Raw genomic sequence first — 26845 nt, 5'->3', positions numbered from 1 at the left:
GTTTTCTGCCAACCTGTCACCACAATCAGACACCATTCTGACGAAATATTACCCTTTTTGTATACGCCTTTTGCCATTAAAGCTAAAAAAACTGCCAAACCCAAATTGGCACAACCATTGTTAAAGAGGTAGTATAAAACAATCAAGTAAAAAATCAATAATCATATGTCTAAAATAATCGGAATCGACTTAGGAACAACAAACTCCTGCGTAGCTGTAATGGAAGGTAACGAGCCTGTAGTTATAGCTAACAGCGAGGGAAAACGTACTACGCCGTCAGTAGTAGCTTTTATCGACAACGGCGAGCGTAAAGTAGGTGATCCTGCAAAACGTCAGGCTATTACTAATCCTACAAAAACTATTTCATCTATTAAACGCTTCATGGGTAACCAGTTTAACGAGGTTACTAAAGAAGCTGCTCGTATGCCTTATACAGTAGTTAAAGGAGACAACAATACACCACGTGTAGAAATTGGCGATCGTAAATACACTCCACAAGAGATCTCTGCAATGATCCTTCAGAAAATGAAGAAAACTGCCGAAGACTTTTTGGGCCATGAAGTTACCGAAGCGGTTATTACCGTACCGGCTTACTTTAATGATGCACAGCGCCAGGCTACTAAAGAAGCCGGTGAAATTGCAGGCTTAAAAGTACGCAGGATCATTAACGAGCCTACCGCTGCTGCCCTTGCTTATGGCCTGGACAAAGCGCATAAGGATATGAAAATTGCCGTGTTTGATTGCGGTGGTGGTACGCATGACGTGTCAATCCTTGAGTTAGGTGATGGCGTGTTCGAAGTAAAATCAACGGATGGTGATACACACTTAGGTGGTGATGACTTTGACCAGGTGATCATTGACTGGATGGCAGACGAATTTAAAAGCGACGAAGGTGTTGATCTGCGTAAAGATCCAATGGCTTTGCAACGTTTAAAAGAATCAGCAGAGAAAGCTAAAATTGAATTATCAAGCTCTCCGCAAACAGAAATTAACTTACCATATATCACTGCTGCTGATGGCATGCCTAAGCACTTAGTGAAAACTTTAACCCGTGCTAAGTTTGAGCAATTGGCTGATAGCCTGATCAAACGTACTATCGAGCCTTGTAAAACTGCTTTGAAAAATGCAGGTTACAGCACTTCTGATATCGACGAGGTTATTTTGGTAGGTGGTTCTACACGTATCCCTGCTATACAGGATGCCGTGCAAAAATTCTTCGGTAAAGCGCCATCAAAAGGTGTTAACCCGGATGAAGTTGTTGCTATCGGTGCTGCCATACAAGGTGGTGTATTAACCGGCGAAGTTAAGGATGTATTGTTATTAGACGTTACCCCGCTGTCATTAGGTATCGAAACTATGGGTGGTGTGATGACAAGATTGATCGAATCAAACACAACAATCCCTACTAAAAAATCTGAGACATTCTCTACCGCGTCTGATAACCAGCCGTCTGTTGAGATCCATATCTTACAAGGCGAGCGCCCTATGGCACAAGGTAACCGTACCATTGGCCGTTTCCACTTAGATGGATTGCCGCCTGCGCCACGTGGTGTACCACAGGTTGAGGTAACTTTTGATATCGATGCTAACGGTATATTACACGTATCGGCTAAAGATAAAGCTACCGGTAAAGAGCAAAAGATCCGTATTGAAGCATCATCAGGTTTAACTGATGCCGAGATCAAGAAAATGAAGGACGAAGCTGAAGCTAACGCTGATGCTGACAAAGCGGCAAAAGAAGAAGTTGAAAAACTGAACAGCGCTGACGCCTTGATTTTCTCTACCGAGAAGCAATTGAAAGAGTTTGGTGATAAATTACCGGCTGACAAAAAAGCACCTATTGAAGAAGGTTTAACTAAATTAAAAGAAGCTTATGCTTCTAAAAACCTTGCTGATATAGATGTTGCACAAGCAGAGTTGAACACTGCCTGGACAGCAGCTTCCGAAGAGATGTACAAAGCGTCTGCCGAAGGTGGCCAACAACAGCCAGGTGCTGACGCAGGCGCGCCAGGTGCAGGTCCGCAAGACCACTCTGACACCGTGACTGACGTTGACTTTGAAGAAGTAAAAGACGACAGCAAATAATTCTCAAATATATATTAGTAAAGCCCGGTAGATTATTCTTCCGGGCTTTTTTGTGCTTTACGTTTTTGTGCCGGTTTATCGGCGTATTTACGTGCATTGTATCTGCGCAAAATAAGGAACATGGGCCATAGCAAGGCGTAAATTATTGGGTAAAATGGCACACCGAAAAAACCTAATAATATAATACAGCTAAAAAATATAGGTATTGCAACAGCCCTGGCTTTAAATAAATGAATAAACATTGGCGTAGGCTGATGCTTAACTAATTTATTGGCGGGATTAAACACATACCTTATGAAGAAGTAATTAATTAACCCGGTTGCTATAATATTAAGATTATAAAAAACGTGCGAAACCTCATAGCCATAGTTTTCACTGTAATAGGCTGATGAAAAAGGCATTACCACCACAGCAAAAAGGAAAAGAATATTGATCCAAATCAGCTTTTCGGTATAAGTATTTACAAACCCAAATATGCGGTGATGGCTTCGCCAATAAACAGCAATTACAAAGAAACTCATGGTAAAGGCCATGAACTTAGGCCATAGTTCACTTAATTGTTGTAGTTGATGTTGAACATCTTTGTTAGGCAGCTCATGAATGTTAGGCGTTTTTATTTCAATAATTAACAGGGTGATCGCGATAGCAAAAACAGCATCGCTAAATAAAATTATACGGTCTACCTGGAAGTCTTTGCGATCCGGGTCATGTTGCTCCAAAAAATGTTCGTGTTGTGGCATAGTTAATTAATGCCAAAAGATAGGAAAAAGTAAGGGGAAAAGGAATAATAAAAATCACGTCATTGCGAGGAACGAAGCAATCTCTTCACATGCGAATCAATTTGTAGATTGATCGTGCTGGCTATCGCCAAATGAGGTTTATCTAATTGAATGTCCTACGCAGAGATTGCTTCGTTCCTCGCAATGACGTGATTAGTAGGAGATCATTAATGATTGAGTATCATTCAAGGTTTCTCTATCTATCACCCCGTCAAACCCATGCCCAACAACCTGTAGCTTATCATACTTAGACTGATAACTCCCCTCAACCTCACCAAACGTAATTTCTTTTTTCTGCGGATCAAAAGTTATGGTACGTTTATAATAGATGCCATTTTCGTTATCATAAGTCAGCCCATCATCCTCGTAATAAATAAACGCGTTTATCTCATTTCCATTCCAGATATTTATTAATAATACACCATCGCCAACCTCATTGGTGCTTTGGATAATGTTCTGCATCGGGATAATAGCACCCGTTTTTACAAATACCGGCAAATCAGTTAGGGGGCAAGGGACATTAATAACCTGCCCACCACTAAATTTCTCATCAGATCCTAAACGATACCAATCGCCTATAGGTAAATAAACATCAACGTTATCAACTGTGCTGATTACAGGAGCTACTAATAATGCATCGCCAAATAAAAACTGGTTCTGATACCTGGTATCAAATATATTTTCATCCCAGGTATAGTCTATAGCCAGCGTGCGGCTTAATGGCAGGCCGGTTTGGGTAGATTGGTAAAAGCTCGAATAAATGTATGGCAGTAGTTTATATCGCTGCTCAATACCTTTTTTAATGATCTGCTCATATTCATCACCCCATTGCCATGGCTCGCGCATAGTCATACCTAACGCGGCGTGGTTACGGTACATGGGTACGTAGGGCCCAAGCGAATTCCAGCGCACCATTAACTCGGGCGTTGGGTTACCCATAAAGCCGCCAATATCTACACCTATTAATGACATGCCGGTTAACCCCAAGCTATTCACCAGGCGTTGGCCAAATAGCATGTGCTCATCGGTAGCGGCGTTATCACCCGTCCAAACGGCCGAATAACGCTGTGTGCCGGCATAAGCGGCCCGGGTGAGTATAAATGGACGTTTGCCGTTTAAAATGCGTTTGGTGCCGTTATAAGTGGCCCTCGCCATTTGCATGCCGTATACATTCCTTATCTCTGGCATAAATTTATCGCCAAACTTTACCATCCAGGGCATGTTTTGGCCCCAGGCAGCGGGCTCGTTCATATCGTTCCAAAAACCTTCGACACCGGGATCGGTAAGGGCCTTAAAAGATGCCCCCCACCATTCGCGTACTTCCTCATTTAAGAAATCGGGGAAATGGCAGCGTCCCGGCCAAACACGGGCGGTATATAGCTCGCCGTTGGGATAGGTAGCAAAGTAATGCTTATCTACGCCCTCTTTATATTCTGGGTAGTTTTCATCTATTTTAATACCGGGGTCAACGATGGTAACCAGCTTGAAGCCCATGGCCCTTAACTCCTCGATCATTCCTTTCGGATCAGGGAAAGTCTCCTTATTCCAGGTGAAGATCTTGTAGCCGTCCATATAATCAATATCGCAATACATCACATCGGCCGGGATCTGCTTTTGGCGGAACTTGCGGGCAACCTCCAGTACCTCGTTGGCGCTCATATAGCTCCATCTGCATTGCTGATAACCGAGGCTCCAAAGCGGCGGCATTTCCATGCGGCCGGTAAGCCAGGTATAATCTTCCAAAATATTACGGATACCCTGCGCACCAAAGAAATAATAGTTCATATCCCCGCCATCTGCGCCGAACCAGCTCATTTGCTCGTCGGTAGTAGCGCCAAAGTCGAAGTAACTTTTATGCATATTATCAAAAAATAACCCGTAAGTTAACCCGCTATGCAGGCCGATGAAGAACGGGAAGGTTTTATATAGCGGATCGGTAGTGATAGTATGCATTGCGGCATCCGTGTTCCAGTTTACATAGTTGCAGCCGCGGCGGTTAAGGTCGCCGGCCTTTTCACCCAGGCCAATAAATTTTTCATCAGTATATAATTTGCGGTAATTAATAACCCGCTCGGCCTGCCAGTTGGTGCCAAAACGTGCATCGTCCTCGCTTAGCGGTTTGCCATCTGCAGTATAAAAATTAAAACGTAATGGGTTTGTGTGGACGATGAGTTTTAAGGCCGATGTAGTTAGCTCAACCCGATCATTTAAATGTTGCCAGGTAAAATCATCCAAAGGTTTCTCTATTACCGCGAAGGATTCATCCGAATGATTAAAATCCTTACTGATACAAACCCGGATAATTGTAGGGCTGTAAACCCAAACCCGTGCTTCAGCTTGCGGGGTTTTAATAACTAACGCGCCATTTTGGTAGGTAACGGTATCGGCATTTCCTAATATTTCTAACTGCATATATAGGCAACAGCGTTAATGGTTTTTTAGTTTGGGAAAGATAAGATAAAACAAAAATCCCGCCGTTAAGCAGGATTTTCTATTATTAATAATCTTTAATTAATTCTTTTAACTATTATGGTGTTCCATAGTGTTCCGGGTGTTCCTCTTTCGCAAAATGGAACACTATTTACTTAACTCCAGAGATTAGCCGGATAAGTACCGTTTTCAACCAGTTCTGATATTGATTTTTGCACTATTGGCTTATCTTCTTTATAAGTAACACCAAACCATTTTGACGCGGTTGGGATAACTTTAAAAGACGCTGTGCCGCTTTTTATCAGTTTATCAGCAACCAACGGAATAAAGAACTCTGCTTTCGGATTTGCCTCGTTAGCATCTACAAACTCACGGAACATTGATACACTTTGATCAAACACTGCCGGGGTAAAGCCCCAGAAATTCATGGATACGCGGGTGTCATTCGGCAGCGGGTGCTCGCCGGTGCTGTCCTTGTAAGCAACTTTACCACCATCGGTAAAGTAAACTTCGGTACGCTCGTTCACCTCGGTCATGTTACCTTGGGCGTTAACCTCGCACACACCGCGTGATACAGAACCGTAATCAGACAAAGTTTTATCTATCTGGTAACCAATTAGCGCATAGTGGGTATCATCCGCTTCGGTGGTTAAAAACTTAGCCATTTTCTCGAAAGCATCATAGCCATAATAGTCATCCGCGTTAATAACGCAAAAGTTTTCTTTCACCTGGTTGCGGGCAGCTAATACCGCGTGGGCAGTACCCCACGGTTTAGCGCGCTCGATGGTTTTGTCTATACCGAAAGGCTTCAGATCAAAGTTTTGGAAAACATAATCTGTCTCTATACGGCCGGCCAGTTTAGGCTCAAATATCGCCTTGAAAGAATCTAAAAACTCCTCGCGGATAATGAAGCTGATCTTACCGAAGCCGGCACGGATAGCGTCATGGATAGAATAATCAATAATGGTTTCGCCATGTGGACCGAAGCCATCAATCTGCTTCATGCTGCCATAACGGCTGGCCATACCTGCGGCCAATATTAATAGTGTAGGTTTCATATCTTCAGTGATAGCGTTGTTCTTTGAACGTTAAATGTAATGATTGTTTATTTAATGTACCTAAAGTCTTGTCCGTCTTTAATGTTTAACAGGCACTCATAAATTAAACGGATAACATTATCGCAATCTTCTTTATGTACCATCTCAACCGTGGTATGCATATAACGCAGGCATAATGATATCAATGCCGATGGCACACCATCATTAGAATAAGCAAAGGCGTCAGTATCAGTACCGGTTGACCGGGATGATGCCTGGCGCTGGAACGGGATACCAGCTTTTTCTGCAGTGTCCATCAACAGCTTGTTCAGGTTATTTTGTACAGCAGGGGCGTAGGATACTACCGGTCCGCGGCCGCAGGCCAGGTCGCCCTGAGTTATCTTGCTGATCATCGGGGTTTGGGTATCATGCGTTACATCTGTAACAATAGCAACGTTTGGTTTAATGCGATGTGCTATCATTTCTGCACCACGTAAACCTATTTCTTCCTGTACGGCGTTTACAATATATAAGCCAAACGGCAGTTTCTTTTTATTCTCTTTTAGTAAACGGGCAACCTCGGCAATCATAAAGCCACCTACGCGGTTGTCTAAAGCACGGCCTACGTAGTAGCGGTCGTTCAAGATCATAAACTCATCCTCGTAAGTAATTACGCAACCTACGTGGATCCCCAGGTTCTCAACTTCGTCTTTTGACGTAGCGCCGCAATCTAAAAAGATATTTTTAAGCGATGGCGCCTCTTCCTTTTCGCCGGCCAAACGGGTATGAATAGCCGGCCAGCCAAATACCGCTTTAACAACGCCCTTATCGGTATGGATATTAACGCGTTTTGATGGCGCTATCTGGTGATCTGAACCACCATTACGGATAACATAGATCAAACCATCGCTGGTAATGTAGTTTACAAACCACGAGATCTCATCGGCATGGGCCTCGATAACTACTTTATATTCGGCTTTTGGGTTGATGATGGCTACGGCTGTGCCATAGTTGTCGACATAATGATCGTCAACATAAGGTTTGATATAATCCAGCCATAATTCCTGGCCTTTCCACTCGAAACCGGTAGGCGAGGCGTTATTGATATATTTTTCAAGAAAAGTTAATGATGTATCGGTTACAACAGGAACGTGTTCTTTTTTATCTGATTTCTTTTTAGCCATAGTGTTAGCCGTTTAATTGGCTTGGCAAATATAATATTTAGCTTTAAGCGTAAAGCATAAAGCTAAAAGCTTTTTTAATCAGCTTTCAGCGCATTACTAATATTAGCTTTCCGCTTTAGTCTTTTAGCTTTGAGCTTAAAAAGTCTTTTCCATCACTTCATAATCTATCCCGATATTGGAATAAGTTTTGCCGGTTTGCACCAAACCAAACCGCTGGTAAAAACCGATAGCAGTAACGCGCGAATTGCACCAGATGCGTTTGGCACCCATTGCGATAGCGAAATCTAACACATAGTTTAATAAGATCGTCCCGGTACCCTTGCCTTGCTCATCATTAGCCACAGCAAATTTGCGGAACTGGAAATCGGTGCCTTCATGGAATAAAGAAACTACCCCTACAATATAATTGTCTTTAAATGCGGCAAAGTGATAACCATCTTTATCCTCATCCATCTTCATTTGAGCAATGGTTTGATCCGGGTACATCACATCCCGGCGCAGTTTCCAGGTTAGTTCGGGGCGGATTTGTTCGATTTGGATGGTATTCATAATTATATAGTTGTCATTCTTCGCTATGCACAGAATGACAAAAAGGCTTTACAACGGTATATTCCCATGCTTTTTCCTCGGATTATTAACCACTTTATTCTCCAGCATTTTAAAGGCGTGGATAAGCTTTAATCTTGTTTCTGCCGGTTCAATAACCTCGTCAACAAAACCACGCTCGGCAGCGCGGTAGGGGTTGGCAAAGGTATCGGAGTATAGTTGCTCTTTCTCTTTCCACTTCGCCTCCGGGTTCTCCGCCGAACTGATCTCGCGCTTAAAGATGATCTCGGCAGCGCCTTTGGCGCCCATAACCGCAATCTCGGCAGATGGCCAGGCGAAGTTCATATCGGCACCAATATGTTTAGAGTTCATTACATCATAAGCGCCGCCATAAGCCTTGCGGGTAATCACGGTAATACGCGGAACGGTAGCCTCACAGAATGCATACAACAGCTTAGCGCCGTTAGTGATGATGGCGTTCCACTCCTGGTCGGTGCCCGGTAAAAAGCCCGGTACATCCTCTAATACTAATAACGGGATATTAAAACTATCGCAAAAACGCACAAAGCGTGCGGCTTTGGTTGATGCATGCCTGTCTAACACGCCCGCCAAAAACCCGGGCTGATTGGCGACTATGCCAATACTGCGGCCCGCCAGCCGGGCAAAACCGACAACGATATTTTCGGCAAAATCTTTATGTACCTCTAAAAACGAATCGGTATCAATCACATGCGTAATAATCTCGCGTACATCATAAGGCTGCAAGGCGGCCTCGGGTAATATATCGTTTAGCTCAGGGCGAAGCTCGTTTGTTGGTTCGTAGGGTAATGCAGGGGCTTTATCCTCGCAATTTTGCGGCATATAGCTCAATAGCTTTTTAACATGCTGAATGGCATCTATTTCGTTAGCACAGGCAAAATGCGTAACACCCGATTTACTGGCATGCGTATTTGCGCCACCTAATTCTTCGGATGTCACTATCTCGTGCGTAACGGTTTTAACCACGTTGGGTCCGGTTACAAACATGTACGAGGTATGCTCGACCATTAAAATAAAATCGGTTATCGCAGGCGAATACACAGCGCCGCCCGCGCATGGGCCCATAATGGCCGAGATCTGCGGCACTACACCCGATGCCATGGTATTACGGTAAAATATATCGGCATAGCCGCCCAAAGAAACCACACCTTCCTGGATGCGCGCGCCGCCCGAGTCGTTCAACCCTACAACAGGTGCGCCATTCTTGATAGCCAGCTCCATAATCTTACAGATCTTTTCGGCATGGGTTTCAGACAGCGATCCGCCGAAAATGGTAAAATCCTGCGAATACACGTATATCAGCCGGCCATTAACTGTGCCATAGCCGGTTACCACGCCATCGCCGGGATACTTTTCGGTTTCCATTCCAAAATCGGTTGACCGGTGGGTAACCATCATACCAATTTCCTGGAAAGAGCCTTCATCCATCAAAAAGTGTAAACGCTCGCGCGCAGTTAACTTTCCTTTTTTATGCTGACTTTCAACGCGGGCCTTGCCGCCGCCGGCTAATGCATGCTCGCGTTTATGTTTTAGTGTTTTTATTTTGTGATCCACAATAGTAATTATAGTGTAAGATTATAAAATTAGCAATTAAATTGTACAATTACCTTCAACAAAACAACAGCTATGCTGTTAGATTTGTTATATTTGACGCAGTGAACGCTATAAATAAAAAAATAACAGGTATAATGTTTATACTGGTCTTCGTAGTGAAGATGGGCATATCACTTGCGCCTTTATTTACTTTTTTAGATAGCGGTACTGTGCGTGCAGCTATTATGCAGCTGGAGCAAGAATCAAAAGGCGAGAAGGAGAACCCTGACAAAGATGCCTTTAAAGAAAAGAAGAGTTTTGATGAACACTTATTAGCGTTTTTTCATTACGATCCTTTTCTGTTAGAAACAAACTACCTACACAACCTGGAACACGCACTATTAGTGCAGCTTTTCCACCCCGTGGTTCCCACCCCACCTCCCAACGTTTAAATGAATTAACCCGGGCCTCGGTTCCGGGATATACCTCTATTCATTTAATTTTTCAATTCAATTTTATTCTATATGCATTTAAAGCAAGATGGGACAGCTATGGGCAGTCTTAATCTCAAAAAATATTTTTTGCCAAAAAATCTTAAAAAAGATCTCCCTTCAAGTATTGTGGTTTTTTTGGTGGCATTGCCGCTTTGTTTAGGCATCGCGTTAGCATCGGGCGCGCCACTGTTCTCGGGGATCTTAACCGGTATTATTGGTGGTGTAGTAGTAGGCGCGTTAAGCGGATCACAACTAAGTGTAGCCGGCCCGGCAGCAGGCTTAACCGTAATTGTATTTAATGCAATAAATGGCTTAGGCTCGTTCGAGACCTTTTTATTGGCCGTGTTATTAGCAGGCGTTATCCAGATAACGCTGGGTATTATTAAGGCGGGTACCATAGGTAACTATTTCCCATCCGCAGTTATTGAGGGGATGCTGGCCGCGATAGGTATCATCCTGATCATGAAGCAATTCCCCCACGCGGTTGGCTATGACGCCGATTTTGAGGGTGATGAAGCCTTTAAGCAATTAGATCAAAACAATACTTTCTCAGGCATATTGAGGGCATTGTCAAAGATCAATTATGGTACAACAATAATTGCTGCAGTATCTATTTTACTATTGATATACTGGCCTAAATTTAAAAAGCTGGCTGTAGTGCCGGCGCCATTGCTGGTTGTATTAGCCGGTGTGATATTGGGCTTAGTATTTAACGGAACTGATCTGGCATTAAGAGACAAGCAATTTGTACATATCCCGATAGTAAATAACGCCGCGGAATTTTTCAGCCTGTTTAAATCACCCAACTTCTCGGCAATAGGTAATAAAGAGGTTTGGATAACTGCCGCTACCATTGCCATAGTAGCAAGTTTGGAAACGCTGCTTAGCCTTGAAGCGGTCGACAAATTAGACCCCATCAAACGGATCTCGCCAACCAACCGCGAGTTAGTGGCGCAGGGCGCGGGTAATATTATTAGCGGTTTATTAGGCGGGTTGCCTATGACGGCGGTAATTGTGCGTTCGTCAGCAAACGTTAATGCCGGTGCGCGTACCAAGATGAGTGCTATCATACATGGTGTGTTGCTGTTGTTGTCGCTGTTGTTTATTCCGGCGGCCATCAATTACATCCCGCTATCGTGTTTAGCCGCTATCCTGCTGGTTACCGGTTATAAACTGGCCCGGATAAGCTTGTTTAAGCATATGTGGCACCAGGGGCTGCCGCAGTTTATACCTTTTGTGGTAACCATAGTTGCGGTGGTATTAACCGATCTGTTAATAGGTGTGGGCATTGGTATGCTGGTGGGTATATTTTATATCCTTCGTACCAATATGCGTAACCCGTTTTTCTATCATATTTCAGACAGTGCCGACCATAAGATCATCACGATAGTACTGGCCGAAGAAGTGTCTTTTTTAAACAAGGCCGCTATACAGATCACCCTAACCAATTTACCTAAGGAAACCGAGGTTATTATAGATGGCACTAACTCAAGGTATATTGATCCGGATGTTTTGGAAATTATCCACAACTATAAACACAATGCTTACACTAAGGCCATTATTGTACAGCTGGTTGCTATAAAAGACCACTACGATGTGCCTAAACTGAAAGAATTAATTTTTAAACCCTAACTAAGAAAAGTCATGAAAACCGATAATGATAAAACAGAAATAACAACCGCTATTAAAAACGGAAGTATAAAATTAGCGCAAAAAGAAAGCTACAATTCCCTGCTATCAGGCAACCGCAAATGGGTAGCCGAACAGTTAAAAGGCGACCCGGATTACTTTAAAAAGCTATCGCAGGGGCAAAGCCCCGAGGTATTGTGGATAGGCTGCTCTGACAGCCGCGTACCCGCAAACCAGGTTACCGGCACCAAGCCGGGCGAAGTATTTGTGCATCGCAACATAGCCAACGTATGCGTGCACTCGGACATGAACATGCTGAGCGTGCTGGACTATGCCGTAAATGTATTAAAAGTTAAGCACGTAATTGTTGCGGGTCATTATGGCTGTGGCGGTGTAGCGGCGGCATTAACCCACAAGCAATTTGGGCTGATTGATAACTGGCTGCGCCATATTAAAGATGTGTACCGTCTGCATGCCCACGAGCTTGACCGTATAACCGATAAGGATGCTAAAATTAACCGACTGGTTGAACTGAATGTAATTGAGCAGGCTTATAACCTTTGTAAAACAACCATTATCCAAAACGCCTGGAAAGAGCGTGAGGACCTGCAGGTACACGGCTGGGTAGTTGATATCAACACCGGGCTGGTTAGGGACCTGAAAGTAACTAACAACGATTCGCAAAACCTGGGATATGTATATGAGTTAAACCCGGAAGCGGTGGCTGCACACGCATAAGATAGTTTTTAGTGTGAAGTGGATCCCGGTGCTGCAATTGCAGGCCGGGATTTTTTGTGCCTTGCAAATGGTATAATAGTTATATATTTAACAATATCACAACAGGTATTTATGCTGAGACAATCAAAAGGCGACCGCACACTTAAAGAGAACCTGATGCTGGCATCGTCAACAGCGATGGTGTCGGGTATGACCAATGTGGTGGGGCTGGTGGCTTTTTTAGCGTTTACATCAAACATAACCGGCCACGTGGCCAACTTATCCAAACATATTGTTGAGCAAAACTTTAGCGAGATCCTGATCTTCCTGCTTTGGTTGTTCATGTTTTTTGCGGGCGCGTTTTTATCGAGTTTTATCGTGCGGTCGTTAGAGGATAAAAGCTATTACCGGGCGCATTCTATCCCCGTGATTATCGAGATAATTGTTTTATTATTTGTGGCGATATACGGCCATAACTTTTATCGGGAAACACAAACCGAACGCGAAATTGTAATAGCCACCGTCCTGTTTGCTATGGGGTTGCAAAATAGTTTGGTATCAACCATATCCGGCGGGTTAATCAAATCATCACACTTAACGGGTTTGTTTACCGACCTTGGCGGTGAGGTGGCCGAGTGGCTGCACCCCAACGCCAAAAATACGGAGACTATGCGCGATAAGATTTTTATCAGGGTTACGATATTAACATTTTATCTTTTAGGTGGTATTATTGGCGGATACTTCTTTAATTTGTATGATTTTGCAGTGTTTTACTGCATACCATTTATATTGCTGACGATACTATATTTTGATGTTTCTGAACTGGCGCTGCATAAAGTAACGCGCAGGTTTAGCAGGAACAAAAACTAACCATCAACCCAATAAAACATAATTGCCATGTGCGCAAAACATATACATAATACCAACCATATAACTTACGAGGCCCTTTTAGAAGGCAATAAGAAGTTTATTGAAAAGTCGCTGGCCCTCGACCCACAGTATTTTGAGAAACTGGCAAACGGGCAAAACCCGCCGGTTTTATGGATAGGCTGCGCCGATAGCCGGGTACCGGCCAACCAGATAACCAATACCGCCCCGGGCGAGATATTTGTACACCGTAACATAGCCAATATGGTTATCCATACGGATATGAACATGCTAAGCGTACTGGATTATGCGGTGAACGTATTGAAGGTAAAGCATGTTATTGTTACCGGCCATTATGGTTGCGGTGGGGTAATAGCCGCCATGAGCAACAAAGAGTTTGGTTTGATTGATAACTGGCTGCGCCATATAAAGGATGTATACCGGATCCACGCTGATGAGCTAATTGCTATAAAAGACGACCAAAAGCGGGTAGACCGCCTGGTTGAGCTTAACGTTGTTGAAAACGTTTATAACCTTTGCAAAACATCTATTGTACAAAATGCATGGGCCAAAGGGCAAGAGCTATCTGTGCACGGTTGGGTTTATAGTATTGAAACCGGTATTATAACCGATATGAAGGTAAGCACTACCGATAACGAAAAGATGGATAGTGTGTTTAGGTTTAGCCCCCTAACCCCCTAAATGGGGAATAATAGCTCATTGTTAAAATGCAAAAGGCGCACCCATTTTCGGTGCGCCTTTCTTTAAGTGTTTCAAAAGTACCCCCTTTAGGGGGCGGAGGGGGTTACTTCTGCAAAAACGGGTACCTATAATCCTTCGGCGGATCAAAGGTTTCCTTGATGGTTCTTGGTGATACCCAGCGCAGCAGATTGATCATTGATCCGGCCTTATCGTTGGTGCCTGATCCGCGGGCGCCGCCAAACGGCTGCTGGCCCACTACTGCCCCGGTTGGCTTATCATTAATATAGAAGTTACCCGCAGCGTTGCGTAAGGCGTGCGTTGCTTTCGCGATAGCGTAACGGTCCTGCGATACGATGCTGCCGGTAAGCGCGTAAATTGAGGTTTTATCTACAATATCCAGTATCTCGTCAAATTGGTCATCCTCATAAACATAAACCGTCAATACCGGGCCAAACAGCTCTGTGCACATGGTTACGTAGTATGGGTCGGTTACTTTTATAACGGTGGGTTGGATAAACCAGCCCTGGCTTTTATCGTAAGTACCGCCGGCAACAATTTCAACACCTTCATCCGCTTTAGCGGCATCAATATATTTAGCCAGCTTGTCAAACGACACTTCGCTGATCACCGCGTTTACAAAGTTCTCAAAGTCTTCGGTTGGTCCCATTTTTATGGAGGCCAGGTCGCGTTTCATGTTCTCCTCAACCGCCGGCCATAACGATGCCGGGATATAAGCCCGTGAGGCCGCCGAACATTTCTGCCCCTGGTACTCAAACGCGCCGCGAACTAACGCTGTGCTCACCACATCGGCGTTGGCGCTGGGGTGGGCAAGTACAAAGTCTTTACCACCGGTTTCCCCAACTATGCGCGGGTAGGTTTTGTATTTATGGATGTTGGTGCCAATGGTTTGCCAGATGTTCTGGAACACCGCGGTCGACCCGGTAAAGTGGATCCCTGCAAAATCAGGGTGGTTAAATATTACGTCGCCGGCAACCGGGCCGTCAACATAAATAAGGTTGATAACACCCGGTGGCAAGCCTGCTTCCAGGAACACCTGCATCAATACATTAGCGGCATAGATCTGTGTGTAGGCAGGTTTCCAAACTACCACGTTACCCATCATAGCTGCCGATGACGGCAGGTTACCCGCGATAGCCGTAAAGTTAAACGGCGTAAGCGCGAACACAAAGCCTTCCAGCGGGCGTTGCTCCACGCGGTTCCAGATCCCTCTTGGCGATATTGGCGGTTGCTGCGCGTAGATCTCGGTCATGTAATGCACGTTGAAGCGCAGGAAATCTATCAGCTCGCAAGCCGCGTCAATCTCGGCCTGGTAAGCGTTTTTAGATTGCCCCAGCATCGTAGCCGCGTTTATTTTAGCGCGGTATGGGCCGGCAAACAGGTCGGCGGCTTTCAGGAATATGGCGGCACGTTGTTCCCATGGCATGTTTTCCCAGTCGGCTTTGGCAGCAAGGGCGGCATCAATAGCTTGCTCTACGGTGCTTTTATCGCCCTCGAAAAAGTTAGCCAGTAAGTGTTTATGGTCATGCGGCGGGCGAATCTCCAGCCGTTTTCCTTCGTACACCTGCTTATCGCCAATGTACATGGGTATATCAATTTTATAGGCCCTGGCTTCGGCAAGGGCATCTTTTAGCGCGGCACGCTCTACGCTGTGCGGACCGTAATTCAGTACAGTCTCGTTTTGCGGCGTAGGGACATTGAAAAATCCTTTTAGCATATGGAGTAGTTAATTTTTACGAAGTTACGGATAATGTGCAAATGTGCGGATAGGGAGATGTGCAAATGATTTTATGATGACGTGTGGATGTGCAAATGTTCGGATATGCAGATAAAGGAATATAAGCTTTCATGGTCCCCTCAGGGTCTCTCGGAGAGGACCCTGAGGTTGCACCCACGTCCTCAGGGTCCTTTTCAAGAGACCCTGAGGGGACAGAAATGTGCAAATGTGCGGATATGGATATGTGCAAATGATTTTATGATAATAAACTGTGTACTGTGCCAGGCACAGGTGTAACACTTGGCACAGGTGGCACACCTGGCACAGTAGTTTAATTATATAAAGAAATATTTGTATAAATAAAGAATATTCTGTATTATTGTAAATAAACCTATTTTTATGAGCTCATCACGACCATCATGGATTGAAGAAATGCGGCTGGAAGCGCAGAATATTGCCGAAGGAAATATCAAGGCGCTTAAACGGCAGGAGGCACGCACCGATCCGAACAAAGATCTTTTTAGAATTAAGACTGCCGACCAATGGCTAACCGACGAACACGATAAACCGCCTGCCCGCCAGTTAATGGGTAGCTTATGGCATGAGCACGAGCTTTGTATTTTATTTGCCGATACCAACTTAGGCAAATCTATACTGGCTGTACAAATTGGTTATAACCTGGGCAAGCAAAGTTTTATCGAACCTTTTTGCAGCCAGGTACACGAAGCGTTAAAAGTACTGTATATTGATTTTGAGTTAAGCAGCAACCAGTTTAAGGCACGCTATACCGATCCGCAGGATGGTACGCTGCATTTTGGTGAGCATTTTGTACGTGCCGAGTTTAATCCGGATGGTGACGACCCGTTATTGTATGAGCGGTATGATGATTACATCCGCAGCAGGATAGAAGCCGGAATAAAAAAAACCAACGCTAAAGTGCTGATTATTGATAATATCACTTGCCTGGGCAACGCTACCAATAACGCTAACAGCGCTTTGCCATTAATGAAAAATTTAAAGGCGCTAAAAAGCAAATATCAACTGAGTGTGTTGGTGCTGGCACATACGCCAAAACGTAACCAGCAGCGGCCCATTACCGTTAACGATTTGCAGGGCAGCAAGATGCTAAGCAATTTTTGCGATAGCGCGTTTGCCATAGGCCAAAGCGCCACAAAACCCAACCTGCGTTACATCAAACAAATAAAGCAGCGCAATACAGGTAATGATTATGGTGCTGATCATATAGCACTGTTCACCATTAAAAAACAGTATAGTTTATTGGGATTTGAATTTAAAGGATATGATGAGGAACAGGTACATCTGCAAAAAATAGTAATGGTACTTAATGACCATGTTATTGAACAGATAGGCGACCTTAACCGGCAGGGCTTATCTGTAAGGCAAATTGGCGCACATCTAAAAATGAGTTCGTCGACAGTAATGCGGGCGCTTAAAAAGGTGAAGGTGGAAGCGGCGACTTAGCAGGCGGGCCACAAGCGGGACGCTTGCGGCAATGAGTGGGCTTTGACTTATACTTTATTGTCATTACTTTAGGATTAAAAAAAGACATGGAAACCGAGGAAGAAGTTTATTTTGAATTATCTGATGAAGACAGTTTTGTAAGGGTATCTCTGAATAAATATAGCTATCCTGAATCGAAAAATGTTTATGATAAAAATTGGATATCATCTAAAATTATATTAAGATCAGGACCTTTCGCTGCTACATTTGCTGCTGAGTTTATGGCAGTAGATTTTGAGAAATTTAAAAAAGAACTCGAATATTTATATGACCATTTAGATAGTTCAGCAACTTTTAACGGACTTGAAAGAAATTTGGAAATACAAATTCAAGGAGACGGCATAGGACATTTGAAAGCAATTTGCAACGCAAGTGATGAACCTGGATATGGCAGAAATTTTAAATTTTATATTGAGTTCGATCAAACTCAATTAATGCCTTTGATTAGACAATTAGCTAATATATTGCAATCGTTTCCTGTTATAGGTGAATTTCGAGGATTTTAATTGTTCGCTGCCACAAGCGGGACGCTTGCGGCAGCGATCGGACACTTGCGGGGGCGCCATCACACCAAACTACCTCTCCAACCAACTAAAATCGCACTCCAAATTCTCCCTGTCCCAATTACCGGTATTTGCGGCTGCTACGTAGGTAGTTTCCAAAAAAACCATTAAAGCTTTTTCAGGATCGGCGGCGTTGCGTACATCTTCATATTTTAAAAAGAACTCGCCCATTTCGGTACTGTAAAATGCTTCGGCGGGTTTAACGGGTTGGGTGCCGAAGTCGGCAGGAGTAGGATAGCAGTAAGCATAAAACGCGGGATGCGGAAAGGCATCGCTGCCGGGCCAGAAACCGCAGCTGCTCACCTCGTGCGAGTAAGCTTCCTGCATCACACGGTCGGGCATGTTTGGCGCACCGCCGGGGTGCAATGGCGCCCTCCGTCCCGAGAAACGGGTAACCGCCAAATCAAACGCTCCCCAGAAAAAGTGTACCGGGCTGCACTTGCCGCTAAACCCGGCCCTGAACCGGGTGAATATGGTATTGATGGTTAGTAATGCTTTATGGAAATACTCAACCTGTGTTTTATCGTAAGCTTGATGCACTTCATCCCCGGCAAATGGTATAGCCGGATCAATTTCATTTGGCCTGGCATAGATAGTTACCTCAATATCCAGCAGGGCCAATTTCTCAAAAAGCTCTTTATAAAAGCTGGCTACCGTGCGCGGGTACAGGTCCATTGTTTGACGGTCGCCGCTGCTGCAGTTGATAATGAGCTGATGGGCGATAAAGTCAAAATCTATCTGGAAACTCCGGTCGCCGTTGGGGATGCTTTGCGTAGTTAACCCGCGCGGCGACACGTACAAGGTAACATGCCACGAGTGGTTAAGCCACGGCATTTTTTTAAGCCTGATCTTGCCGACTATCTGCGTCCATAATTGTACGGTAGCAATGGTGTCTTTTAATTGGGAGTATGATAGTTGGGGCCAGTTTTGTTTAGTCATGGTAGATATTAAAAAAATACGTGTCATTTCGAGCGATAGCGAGAAATCTATACACAATCAGGCGGATAACTATCTATGTATAGATCCCTCACTATCGTTCGGGATGACAACGGGTGTTGTGTTAATCGTTTACCTCATCATTTAAAAATGTCCATTCGGGGTTCAGTGACGCTATTAAAGCGTTTTTCTTAATCCTGCTCCATTTCTTTATTTCCTTTTCACGTTGAATGGCGTACTCAATATGTGTAAAATGCTCGAAGTAAACTAAATTGTGGCAATAGTATTTTCCTGCGAAAGAGCTTTTATTGCCTTTGTTTTCCGTGTGTTCAAATAATCGCCTGTTTAGATCATTAGTAACTCCTACATACAATACTGTTTTTATAGGATTGGTTGTGATGTAAACGTAAAAATTATAGTTCCACATTCGGTTAGCTTGTGTATAGATCTCTCACTATCGTTCGAGATGAACTGTGTTAATATATCTATTTCCCTCCTAACATCGCCCCCCTTATCAACTTAACCGGGGCGTTGCCGTAGCTCAGGAATTTTTCGTTAAACTCTTTTACTTTGTATTTATCGGCACCGACCTTGGCTTTGTAGGCTTCGCGCAGGTCGATGATCTCTTTATAGCCATCAAAATAGCTATCCAATTGTACGCTGCTTACGCTTACACGTTTCCACTTGCCGTCGGCTTCTGCCTGTTGCTGAAATGCCTCGCGGGTTAAAAATTTAAGGGCACCTTCCTGGGTCATGTTATTACAGTGCACCGCGAAATCAAGGATACTGTTACAAACCGAGCGCAAGTGCCATTTGTACCACATCAACCGCATTTCGGGCGATGGGTCATAGCCGGCATCCAGCATCATTTCTTCGCCATAAACGGCCCATCCTTCAACCATCGCTCCGCTGCCGAAGATGGATTTGATCATGCTCGGCGCTTTGTTGGCATAAACCAGTTGCGCGTAATGGCCGGGGATGCCTTCATGGATGCTTAAGATCTGCAGCGTGTAGTTATTGTATTCGCGCAGCAGGCTTTCGGCTTTTTCGGGTGCCATGCCTACCAGGTTCATGATGTTATAGTAGGAGTTGCCGTTTTTGTCGTACGGGCCCGGCGCGCTTAACGAAGCACCCGCCACATTGCCAAAATAGGCAGGGTTGCTGCGAATTAATAATGGCTTGGTAGGGTCCAGTGTCAGTAAGTTTTTTTCGGTGACAAAGGCTGATAGCTTCGGTATCAGTTTCTCAATGTCCGGTTTTAAATTAGCGGCTGTGGTATGCGTTGCAGATAGCGTATCCAATACTTTCGCAATCAGTTCAAGCGAATCGGCAGGCATTGCTTTTTTACCGTAGTATTTGGGCCATAGCTGCCTGCTTAGCTTAGCCATTTCTCTATGAACGATCTTTTTACGCTCAAACGCCATGTTGTATAACTGCTGGGCGCCGTAAGCCGATTGGATCTCGTACTTAAATTTATCCTCATACAGGGTTTTACCTAACCTAAAGCTGCGCGGATTAGTGCTCTTGATATTTTTTAACCAGGCAACATGCGCACGTATAGCATCCGCGGCAAGCTTAGCCCTATCTGTCATTTTAGTTTGTTCGGCAGCCGGAATTTTGGTTTTCTTTAACGAGTCGGCAAAATCTTTTTCTAAGATGGGCAACCCGCCGTTTAGCTGGTCGATAGCCAGGTTGGTCAGTTCGGGCACCGGGTCTTTAATTTGTTTTTCGGCCTCTTTGTAGTAAGCAGGCAGGTCGGCCATTTTTTGGTAGAAATTGCGCAGGCGCTTATCCAAAGGTGCGTAATGCTCATTCAGGATATGGGCAAATGTTGATATGGCAACGTATTGGGTTGGGTTCCATTGCCAGGCTTTTAACATAGTTATTTGCCAGTTGGTATATTCTAACTGGTTTTGCAGGATCTGGTAATCCATCTTGTTTAATTCGGACAGGTCCTTGATCTCAAACCGGCTCAGCGAATCCTGCTGTACCTTTACAAAATTTAAAATGGCTTCGCGGCTTTTATCACCGGGAATAATTAGCAAGCTATCGTATTTATGGTAACCTTCGCCGGTCGCTTTATCAGGATTTACTTTCCACAAAGCATCCAGGAAATGGCCTTCGTATGCAGTAAACGCTTCATCGCCTTGGGCGCCTAACATAGCACCGGGGCCGTCTTTCTGGCATCCCAATATAAAAAGAGTAAAAGCTATTAAAACGGATAGTTTACGTATCATGTACTTGATTTTTGTTGGATAAACTTAGAACATTTACAACAAAAAAGCTATTAACTATTAAAAAAGTGACGATTATGAATAGCGAACATAAAATTATTATTGACGAGATAGTGAAACTGCTGCGTGGCGGCAGCGCGCATATTGGTTTAAGCGATGCGCTAAAAGGATTACCTGCAGCTGCCCGTGGCGAAAAACCCGAAAAGCTACCCTATAGCATCTGGCAATTGGTGGAGCATATCCGTATCGCGCAATTGGATATGGTGCAGTTTAGTTTGGATGCTAACCATAAGTCGCCAAAATGGCCCAATGAATATTGGGTAAAAGAAACTGCGCCGGCTGACGATGCTGCCTGGAAAAATTCATTAGAACAAATAGAAACCGACCTGGAAGAGTTTATCGAACTTTTTAAAAAAGCAGATATCTACAAACCACTGGGCCACGGCAGCGGCCAAACCATTTTACGCGAAGCGCTGCAAATTGCAGATCATACAGCATACCATATTAGCGAGATAATTGTAATAAGGCGATTACAGGGAAATTATTAGCCCCACCCAACCCTCCCCGGTAGGGAGGGCTAAAATAGTATAATCAAAAGTCTCCCCTTCCGGGGAAGATTAGAGGGGGCTACTATTTCAGTCCGCGGATAAACTCCAGCACACCGGTAACAAACTCAGGTTTTAAAGGCAGCTCGGGTTGTTTGTAGGTTGCCATGTTTTTTTCCCGGTCAATAGGTGCTTCTTTAAGTATATGGTTCATATTAGGCACAATTGTTAAAGTAGCTGCCGATTTTGCCTTTTTTAAATTGGTGGCATCGGCAAGGCCCACTTGCAGATCTGTGCTGCCTTGTATGATCAGTACAGGTACTTTTACTTTTCGTAGTTCTTCCTTAGGCTCAAACTTAAACCAGCTCATCAGGTAATTTTGTATGCCCGGCCTGGCTAAGGCGTATAATGACGGGTCGACCTTTTTTTGGATCCTACCGCGTTTTAATGAATCTAATACTTTTTCAAAACCCTCGGTGACATATGCAGGCTGTGCTTTTAACTGCTCTTTTATAACCTCGTCTGCACGGCGGCCTGCCCCGGCAACGGATATAAAAGCGTTAACATTGCCTTCGGCGGCAACGGTGGTAAGCATACCTACCAACGATCCCTCGCTATGGCCAAGCACAATAATTTTAGAAAAGCGTTGGTCGTCCTTTAATAAATTTACCAGGCCTAAGGCATCATCAACATAATCATCAAAACGCAGGCTTTCTTCTTTCTGGCCGGTAGCGCTTTCGCCAACCATACGTTTATCGTAGCGTAACGATGCTATATTATCTTTGCCCAACGCCTCGGCTATCATTTTATAACTGTTGGTTATAACTCCCGCACCTGGCGTATTGCCATTGCGGTCGGTTGGGCCCGAGCCGGCTATAATTAACACCACCGGTATTTTGCCGGTTAGGTTTGCCGGCGTTGTTAATGTACCTGCAATTGTACCTGTAAGGGTTTTCAACAATACCGGCGACTCGGTTAATGATGGGTCAAGCTTTGTTTGCGTATTTACCGGCTGCTGGTAAGCTGTTAATACCAGCCCGGCTATCTGGTCTTTATCATTTAATGACAGGTTAAGCGTAAAAACCCCGTTTTGAAAACTTGCTTTATAAACCCCAAGCCCAGGACTATATTTCTGAAAATCGATGCTTACCAACTGGCCAAGCTGGGATTTTAACTGCTGTGTGGTTGTTTTAAACTTATCAGCAGGGACAGCAGCCAGCATTTCGGGGCTAAAGTCCTTTGATATGCTATCCGGCATATCAGCGTTGTAAAACTTTTTAAACTTAATAGTGGCAGCCGTATACTTTGCAGGCTCGGCCTGTGAAAACAGTTTTGCCGAAAAAAAAATAGCTATTATAAAAAAACAAATCCTCATCATTTACCCGAATTAATACGATAGTAATATTAATGCCGAAAATTAATAAAAATCAGGCAATACTTTTTAACATCATCCTTATATAATAAGTATTAATAACTTTTATATAAATAAACCGTAAAAAACGGTATTAATTAACCTATTATAAGCATATTTATGCTTTAGTAGTTAACTGATATAAATTTTTACTGACAATATAATTAATGAGGTTTTTAACGGGATGCCTATTAATGGCATTCTTATTTTGTGCGTATACCTTTTCGTATGCACAAACAGATGTTTCCGGCCTACACGGCAAAGTTACTGATGAAAAACATATAGGTGCAGAAGCGGCTACTGTTATTTTATTGGCCGCAGCCGACTCATCTATCATACGGTCAACCGCTTGTGATGTTAGTGGAATGTTTAAGGTTAGCGCCGACCCGGGTAAGTACCTGCTTTTGATAAGTAAAATAGGGTTTGACCAATCATTAACCGGCCCGTATACCATAGCACCAGGCAAAGATGTAGATATTAAAGAAATTAGCCTGGTACTCCATCTCCCGCAATTAAAAGAAGTTTCTATAACCGCACAACGTTCGTACGTTGAAGTAAGGCCCGGTAAGGTTGTGCTAAATGTACAAAGCAGTATCATAGCCGATGGTAATTCTGTCGCCGAAATATTAAAGCAGGCACCAGGGGTACATATAGACGACAGGGGGAATTTAAGCATTATTGGCCGGCAGGGCGCCCTGGTAATAATTGATGGCAAGCAGGTAAATGTAAGCGGGCAGGATCTGAGCGACCTTTTGCAGAGCATACCGGGCAATACCGTGCAGCAAATAGAATTAATTACCAATCCCCCGGCAAAATATGAAGCATCCGGCGGCGGGGTAATCAATATCATACTAAGAAAAGGTGTTAATGCCGGTACAAATTTTACGTTAAACGGCAGTGCGGGCTATGGTACCTATTACAAAGCAAGTGCAGGGCTGGCTTTTAATAACCGCATGGGCGACATCAATATTTTTGGCAATTACAATTATCTTGAAGATAAAAACTTTCATGATTTTATAACCGACCGTAATATTAATTACAAAGGTTTTTTAAGTAAGTATTATGCTGATTACCATTCGATCAGGGTAAAGAAAACGCACACTTTTAGATTGGGTACCGATATCGCCATATCGCGTAATCATAGCATTGGCCTGTTAATAAGCGGCACGGTTGATGATTTTGATTATTCTAAAAATAACACCCTCAACATCACCAACCAGGGGCATTTAGATTCTGTTATTTCAACCACGGCAAAAACCAACCAGGGAAAAAGCAATGTAAGCTACGATATCGATTATTCGGGCAAATTGGATAAAAAAGGCACACTGCTGTCAGCCGACCTGGTTTTTAACAATATCAACCGCCACACGTTCGAATATATTGACAATTACTTTAATACCGCGGCGGGTACAAGCTATCGACCGGCTTTGTTTTTGCAAAATCTATCCCCCTCGAGCATCAATATATGGGCGGCAAAGGTTGACTATACTAACCCCCTTTCCAAAAACTCGCAATTAGATGTAGGTGTAAAGTACAGTAACGTAAAAAGCAATAACGATTTAATATTCGGGCCTAAAATTAACGGCGTTTACACAAGCTCGCCGCAGTTTAGTAATACGTTTATTTACACCGAGAATATTAATTCGGCGTATGCTACTTATACCAACAAAATAGGTGAGGTAAATTTAATGGCCGGCTTGCGTGCCGAGCAAACCATATCAAACGGAAATTCATTGACAACGATGAGCACCGTTAAAAAAAGCTATGTAGATTGGTTTCCGCACGTGCAGCTAAACTATACGGTTAATGATAAAAACCAGCTTAACTTTAGTTATGACCGTGGTATAAACCGCGCATTGTATGAGCAAATAAACCCCTTCAGACGTTATGTAGATCTGTATGACTATACCGAGGGTAATCCCAATTTGCTGCCGCAATACACCGATAAAATAGAGCTAACCCATACCTACAATAAAACTTTGGTAACCAGCTTATATGGTATGACCACTACAAATTATTATAATCTAAACAACCTGCTGCAAAACGACTCGACCAAAGTAAGTATTACCACTAACAGCAATTTTGGCACTTATTCTATATTGGGGATAAGAGTATCAACGCCACTTGTGTTTACTTCGTGGTGGGATGCAAGCTTCGCTGTAGATGCCTCCTACCAGCGTATTAAAGCCTACCCGCAATACGGCAATTTAAATAAGGGTACGCAGGATATTTTATTTTCGGGTACGCAAAATTTTAAGATAAGCAATACACTTACCGCGCAGCTTTTGGGTAAATATGAGTCGCCCACATTTTTTGGGATAGGGCAGTTTAGGGCTGTTTACCGCATTGATGCAGCTGTAAGCAAACAGCTTTTCAATAAAAAGGCAACCCTGCGTTTAAACGTAAATGATATTTTTAACACGCAGCGCGATTATGATGTTATAAAGTACCAAAACCTTAACACTATTATAATTGACAAGGCAGAAAGCCGGTGGTTTAAACTTAGCTTTAGTTATAAGTTTGGTAATAATTCGCTAAAGGGCAATGCAAGGCATAGCGCGGGCAATGAAGATGAACAAAACAGGGCGGGTGGCGTTGCCGGATTAGGCAATAATAATTAGGCAGAATGCCCGCTGAGCATGCTTATAAATATAATAAGCAACACCAATAAAGTGATACCGGTATACAGGTAATCTTTTTCAATTATAAACCCTATCGCCGAAAATACAACCCTTATTATAGGTGTAGCTATCAGTAAAATAATGCCTGCTTGTATAATTGCCCTACCCCTAAAAGTTAGTATTCCGTTTATTATACCGCCTGGTTGTGCAAAATCAGGCACACCGGTAAAAGTTCTGTAATCCGGGACCATATGGCCGTGTCCATAGATGTATATTATTCCACCTAATAAGACGATAGCAACCGATGCAAGTACTCCTGTCCGCAGTACCCAGCCAATTGCTGATTTTATATCAGTGTCTTTTACGTTTGCCATTATACCTTGCCTTTTATACCACTATATATCATTTGGATAGCAATAACGCTAACTATTACAGAAAACATAATTCTAACCCATTTAGACGATGTGCTGTTTACCAATATTTTTGAACCTGTCATAGCGCCAAACAAAACACCTACCACAACCGGCATAGACAGCCCGGGATCTATGTATCCCCGCTGCAGGTAAACCACAGCACTTGCCGCCGCTGTAACACCTATCATAAAATTACTGGTAGTGGTTGATACTTTAAAGGGGATCCGCATCAGTCCATCCATTGCCACAACTTTTAACGCGCCCGAGCCAATGCCCAGTAACCCTGATATCACCCCGGCAAAAAGCATCATAAAAAAACCGCCGACCACATTGGTAACACTATATTCAACAATGCCATCTGCTGTAGGATAGCTGCTGTTTAGCTTAAGTTTATTGCCTAAGTAGCTTGTATGTTTAACCAGGTTGTCTTTTTTCTCGTACAGCGACATTACTGCCGATGATATGAGTATCATCCCAAATAATATGGCTATGTAATGTGTAGATGTATATATGGCTAATATGGCGCCTGCCATAGCGCCTGCGGTGGTGGCAATTTCTAAAAACATGCCCAGCCGCATATTGGTAATCCCCTCTTTTACATAAGCGGCTGCCGAGCCGGACGAAGTAGCAATAACCGATATTAAAGACGCGCCGATTGCATAATGGATATCAACATGCAGCACAAGGGTAAGCAGCGGGATAATTATAAAGCCACCACCCAAGCCGGTTAGTGAACCAAGCAGGCCCGCGAAATAGGAGCCGATGAGTATAATAATGGTAAGCTCGATAACCGACATACTAACACAAAACGTTTAAGCGCTAAA

23 protein-coding genes are annotated in these 26845 nt (G+C 43.7%); 10 read left to right on the top strand and 13 right to left on the bottom strand.

Features of this window, described 5'->3' with window-relative positions:
• The first annotated feature begins 165 nt into the window (after positions 1-165).
• A complete protein-coding gene (gene dnaK, locus ABIB50_RS20410) occupies positions 166-2085 on the top strand; it encodes a molecular chaperone DnaK (protein WP_429382782.1) in 1920 nt (639 codons plus the stop codon).
• 32 nt (positions 2086-2117) lie between these two features.
• Here dnaK and ABIB50_RS20405 read toward each other — a convergent pair whose 3' ends face one another.
• The 6 genes from ABIB50_RS20405 to ABIB50_RS20380 all read right to left on the bottom strand — a co-directional run bounded on the left by ABIB50_RS20405 (position 2118) and on the right by ABIB50_RS20380 (position 9654).
• Positions 2118-2825: a TMEM175 family protein gene (locus tag ABIB50_RS20405; protein WP_429382781.1), complete on the bottom strand. Its 708-nt coding sequence runs from the start codon at positions 2823-2825 to the stop codon at positions 2118-2120.
• Positions 2826-3017: 192 nt separating this feature from the next.
• Positions 3018-5276 carry a glycoside hydrolase family 31 protein gene (locus tag ABIB50_RS20400; RefSeq protein WP_429382779.1) on the bottom strand — a complete coding sequence of 753 codons (2259 nt, stop codon included), beginning with the start codon at positions 5274-5276 and terminating at the stop codon, positions 3018-3020.
• A gap of 173 nt (positions 5277-5449) precedes the next feature.
• Entirely contained in the window at positions 5450-6352 is a 903-nt protein-coding gene (locus ABIB50_RS20395; RefSeq protein WP_429382778.1) for a nucleotidyltransferase family protein, read from the bottom strand.
• A 47-nt stretch (positions 6353-6399) separates the two neighbouring features.
• Positions 6400-7515, bottom strand: a complete 1116-nt coding sequence (locus tag ABIB50_RS20390; protein ID WP_429382777.1) for a M42 family metallopeptidase — start codon at positions 7513-7515, stop codon at positions 6400-6402.
• A gap of 135 nt (positions 7516-7650) precedes the next feature.
• Positions 7651-8064, bottom strand: a complete 414-nt coding sequence (locus ABIB50_RS20385; RefSeq protein WP_429382776.1) for a GNAT family N-acetyltransferase — start codon at positions 8062-8064, stop codon at positions 7651-7653.
• A gap of 48 nt (positions 8065-8112) precedes the next feature.
• Positions 8113-9654: an acyl-CoA carboxylase subunit beta gene (locus ABIB50_RS20380; protein WP_429382774.1), complete on the bottom strand. Its 1542-nt coding sequence runs from the start codon at positions 9652-9654 to the stop codon at positions 8113-8115.
• 134 nt (positions 9655-9788) lie between these two features.
• Between ABIB50_RS20380 and ABIB50_RS20375 the strand changes: the two genes are divergently transcribed.
• The 5 genes from ABIB50_RS20375 to can (ABIB50_RS20355) all read left to right on the top strand — a co-directional run bounded on the left by ABIB50_RS20375 (position 9789) and on the right by can (ABIB50_RS20355) (position 14042).
• Positions 9789-10085: a hypothetical protein gene (locus tag ABIB50_RS20375; protein ID WP_429382773.1), complete on the top strand. Its 297-nt coding sequence runs from the start codon at positions 9789-9791 to the stop codon at positions 10083-10085.
• A gap of 72 nt (positions 10086-10157) precedes the next feature.
• A complete protein-coding gene (locus ABIB50_RS20370; protein WP_429382771.1) occupies positions 10158-11759 on the top strand; it encodes a SulP family inorganic anion transporter in 1602 nt (533 codons plus the stop codon).
• Positions 11760-11771: 12 nt separating this feature from the next.
• Positions 11772-12494 (top strand): carbonate dehydratase, encoded by a 723-nt coding sequence (gene can / locus ABIB50_RS20365; RefSeq protein WP_429382769.1) that lies wholly within the window; start codon positions 11772-11774, stop codon positions 12492-12494.
• A 111-nt stretch (positions 12495-12605) separates the two neighbouring features.
• On the top strand, positions 12606-13343 hold the full coding sequence (locus ABIB50_RS20360; protein ID WP_429382768.1) for a YoaK family protein: 738 nt from the start codon (positions 12606-12608) through the stop codon (positions 13341-13343).
• A gap of 27 nt (positions 13344-13370) precedes the next feature.
• Positions 13371-14042: a carbonate dehydratase gene (gene can, locus ABIB50_RS20355; protein WP_429382766.1), complete on the top strand. Its 672-nt coding sequence runs from the start codon at positions 13371-13373 to the stop codon at positions 14040-14042.
• Positions 14043-14145: 103 nt separating this feature from the next.
• Here can (ABIB50_RS20355) and pruA read toward each other — a convergent pair whose 3' ends face one another.
• Positions 14146-15777: an L-glutamate gamma-semialdehyde dehydrogenase gene (gene pruA, locus ABIB50_RS20350; RefSeq protein WP_429382765.1), complete on the bottom strand. Its 1632-nt coding sequence runs from the start codon at positions 15775-15777 to the stop codon at positions 14146-14148.
• A gap of 399 nt (positions 15778-16176) precedes the next feature.
• Between pruA and ABIB50_RS20345 the strand changes: the two genes are divergently transcribed.
• Together ABIB50_RS20345 and ABIB50_RS20340 are read left to right on the top strand one after the other, a co-directional pair.
• Positions 16177-17259, top strand: coding sequence for an AAA family ATPase (locus tag ABIB50_RS20345; RefSeq protein WP_429382764.1), 1083 nt, complete (start codon positions 16177-16179; stop codon positions 17257-17259).
• Positions 17260-17345: 86 nt separating this feature from the next.
• The gene (locus ABIB50_RS20340; RefSeq protein WP_429382762.1) at positions 17346-17804 is read left to right on the top strand and encodes a WapI family immunity protein; all 459 of its coding nucleotides are present in this window, start codon (positions 17346-17348) and stop codon (positions 17802-17804) included.
• A gap of 69 nt (positions 17805-17873) precedes the next feature.
• On the opposite strand, the gene ABIB50_RS20335 is transcribed toward ABIB50_RS20340, so the two are convergent.
• The 3 genes from ABIB50_RS20335 to ABIB50_RS20325 all read right to left on the bottom strand — a co-directional run bounded on the left by ABIB50_RS20335 (position 17874) and on the right by ABIB50_RS20325 (position 21034).
• Positions 17874-18800: a DUF5996 family protein gene (locus tag ABIB50_RS20335; RefSeq protein WP_429382760.1), complete on the bottom strand. Its 927-nt coding sequence runs from the start codon at positions 18798-18800 to the stop codon at positions 17874-17876.
• A gap of 121 nt (positions 18801-18921) precedes the next feature.
• Positions 18922-19224, bottom strand: a complete 303-nt coding sequence (locus ABIB50_RS20330) for a GIY-YIG nuclease family protein (RefSeq protein WP_429382759.1) — start codon at positions 19222-19224, stop codon at positions 18922-18924.
• Positions 19225-19282: 58 nt separating this feature from the next.
• A complete protein-coding gene (locus ABIB50_RS20325) occupies positions 19283-21034 on the bottom strand; it encodes a DUF885 domain-containing protein (protein ID WP_429382757.1) in 1752 nt (583 codons plus the stop codon).
• Between the two features lie 74 nt (positions 21035-21108).
• Here ABIB50_RS20325 and ABIB50_RS20320 point away from each other — a divergent pair, with 74 nt between their 5' ends.
• The gene (locus tag ABIB50_RS20320; protein WP_429382756.1) at positions 21109-21579 is read left to right on the top strand and encodes a DinB family protein; all 471 of its coding nucleotides are present in this window, start codon (positions 21109-21111) and stop codon (positions 21577-21579) included.
• A gap of 82 nt (positions 21580-21661) precedes the next feature.
• Here ABIB50_RS20320 and ABIB50_RS20315 read toward each other — a convergent pair whose 3' ends face one another.
• Complete coding sequence (locus tag ABIB50_RS20315) at positions 21662-22954, bottom strand: serine aminopeptidase domain-containing protein (RefSeq protein WP_429382755.1); 1293 nt, start codon at positions 22952-22954, stop codon at positions 21662-21664.
• Between the two features lie 227 nt (positions 22955-23181).
• Here ABIB50_RS20315 and ABIB50_RS20310 point away from each other — a divergent pair, with 227 nt between their 5' ends.
• A complete protein-coding gene (locus ABIB50_RS20310) occupies positions 23182-25608 on the top strand; it encodes an outer membrane beta-barrel protein (RefSeq protein ID WP_429382754.1) in 2427 nt (808 codons plus the stop codon).
• Here ABIB50_RS20310 and ABIB50_RS20305 read toward each other — a convergent pair.
• Positions 25605-25982: a DUF1634 domain-containing protein gene (locus tag ABIB50_RS20305; RefSeq protein ID WP_429382752.1), complete on the bottom strand. Its 378-nt coding sequence runs from the start codon at positions 25980-25982 to the stop codon at positions 25605-25607. The genes ABIB50_RS20310 and ABIB50_RS20305 overlap by 4 nt on opposite strands.
• Positions 25982-26818: a sulfite exporter TauE/SafE family protein gene (locus ABIB50_RS20300; RefSeq protein ID WP_429382750.1), complete on the bottom strand. Its 837-nt coding sequence runs from the start codon at positions 26816-26818 to the stop codon at positions 25982-25984. The genes ABIB50_RS20305 and ABIB50_RS20300 overlap by 1 nt, the downstream gene beginning before the upstream one ends.
• Positions 26819-26845: the final 27 nt, after the last annotated feature.

The organism is Mucilaginibacter sp. UYCu711 (genome assembly GCF_050433825.1).
GTDB lineage: Bacteria > Bacteroidota > Bacteroidia > Sphingobacteriales > Sphingobacteriaceae > Mucilaginibacter.
Note: the sequence above shows the minus strand (reverse complement) of the source record. Positions and strands in the feature narration are given on the sequence as shown.